The 2034-nt window shown below is 44.1% G+C and carries 2 protein-coding genes; one reads left to right on the top strand and one right to left on the bottom strand.

Annotated features, from left to right (window positions below; genetic code table 11):
- Positions 1-652, bottom strand: a 652-nt coding sequence (locus A3762_RS12725; RefSeq protein WP_197469242.1) for an AraC family transcriptional regulator, incomplete at its 3' end; no start/stop codon positions are given.
- A gap of 365 nt (positions 653-1017) precedes the next feature.
- Between A3762_RS12725 and A3762_RS12720 the strand changes: the two genes are divergently transcribed.
- Positions 1018-2034, top strand: a 1017-nt coding sequence (locus A3762_RS12720; RefSeq protein ID WP_068755889.1) for an HDOD domain-containing protein, incomplete at its 3' end; no start/stop codon positions are given.

Here is a 2034-nt window from a genome sequence, read left to right as displayed (position 1 = left end):
TATTTCGAGGCATTGGATAATCTAAATATGCCGCGTTAAATACAATCGAGGCCACTGGCTGATCAAACTTTACTGGGCACTGGAACAAGGTTTCGTAGCTAGCCGCATAAGCAGGCTTAGAGTGAGGAAAACTCACGTAACGAATATCTAAACCACTCTGCAATAATCTTCTGGCACGATATGCCGCTAGAGCAAGACTGTACTCCATTTCATAGGAAGAATAGATCGCGGGTTCTTTAACGTGATAACAAATCGCAAAGTCTTGATCGTTACTCTGCAATTCGATCTGAATACTTTCGTTTACGATGCGATAATAGCGCTGGTAGTGTTCAATTGCGCTTCTCAAGGTCTTGCAGTTAAAGAATACATGCCCTACCAAACCCATGCTCTGAGACAGTTCTTCAGCGGCAAGTTGTAAGGCTAGATCCGGTTCTTTTGTATACGATACCGCATCACGCCAAAGCGCATAATAGCGATCTAATGGAACTCTATTTTCTTCAGCGTCTAAGTAAGAAAGGGAAAGCCCATAACGAGATTGTAAGAGGGATTCGGAGTAACCATTATCGATCAAGCGAAGGAATAACGCGCGATAAGTGACGGCCTGAACGCTTAGCTCAGATTTTAATTCTTCAGTCGCGACACCTTGACTCAATACGCTTCTCTCATCAAAAGGATTGATACAAATCGTCAACAACTTGGTTCAGCAAGTCAAGCCTTGTCCTCTTACTTTGCGTAGTATTTCAAGTGCACAAACCCTTTCAAACAATAATTACTGGAGAGCTTTATGCCTATTTTCGTACCTCATAATGAAGCCGAAGCAGACAATGTAGCGGCTCTTTCTGAATACCTTTCACAGATGTTTTTTTGCTAAAACACCTTACTAGCTCACAAAGCGCGTCAAAGACGCGCTTTTTTATGCCTGTCTGATTATCTTGTTCTACACTAAAAACTACATGGAGTTCGGCTACGCAGTATCGATGCCGGCAATATTTATTTCACGGAGCAGTATCAAGGCCTATGAGCATTCCCGCTATTATCATCGACTCACTTAATCAATATGCAGAACATAATGATTATGAGGCACCAGAAATCATCCCACGCCACGATGTAGATGACGCTGATCGCGTTTGCTTAACGCTTATGTCAGATATGCTAGGCCGTGCCCAAGTACTTTTCCCAGCCGATCGCTTTATTTGTCCGGAGTTACTCAATAATTGTATGGGTCGTGAACTTAAAGTGGTTGAGCAAAGCGATCAAAATAGCTTGTTAAGCCAATATGAACTTAACGCGATCCCGGCCATCCCCGACATCACGGGCATACCGACAATCGTTGATAATGCGCTCCAAGACAATACCAGTGAGTACGCCTTCGTTGATATTGGTTTAGCAAAAGATCTCATTCGAATTAAGCGAAGCATTTTCAACAAGATGCTTCAGAAAGCACAAACCGGAGACTTCTCGGTAGCAATTGATAGCGTCAATCAACGCAAGGACGCACGTAAAGATGAAGTCGATATTGTCACGGCTCTTGAGAAGTTCACAACGATTCGTATCAAGCAACGAATCGAAGATACTCTAGAGCTTCCTCCTCTTCCGGAAAGTGCACGCGATATTATTCGTTTACGCGCCAATCCCGACGCGAGCAGCGAAGAACTGTCGACTATCGTAGAAAAAGATCCAAGCCTTTCGGCACAGGTAGTTAGTTGGGCATCGAGTTCGTTTTATAGTACAAGCGGCTCAGTTAAATCGGTGCACGATGCAATCGTACGCGTACTAGGTTTTGATCTAGTGATGAACCTATCAATGGGCTTATCGCTGGGACGCACGCTTAATCTGCCAACGGATGAGCCTGAAGGCTACTTACCTTATTGGCAAAAAGCATTGTGGATGGCGCTAGGAACAACAGCACTGATTCGTAAAATCAGCCCTGCTTATCGCCCTAGCTATGGCATGGCCTATCTTTCTGGTCTGCTTCATAATTTTGGCTATTTAGTGCTCGCACATATTTTCCCACCTCATCACGCGCTTCTATGT

The sequence above is a fragment of the Oleiphilus sp. HI0125 genome (assembly GCF_001635355.1).
The sequence above is the reverse complement of the archived record's forward strand: the minus strand, read 5'-3'. Positions and strand labels throughout refer to the sequence as shown.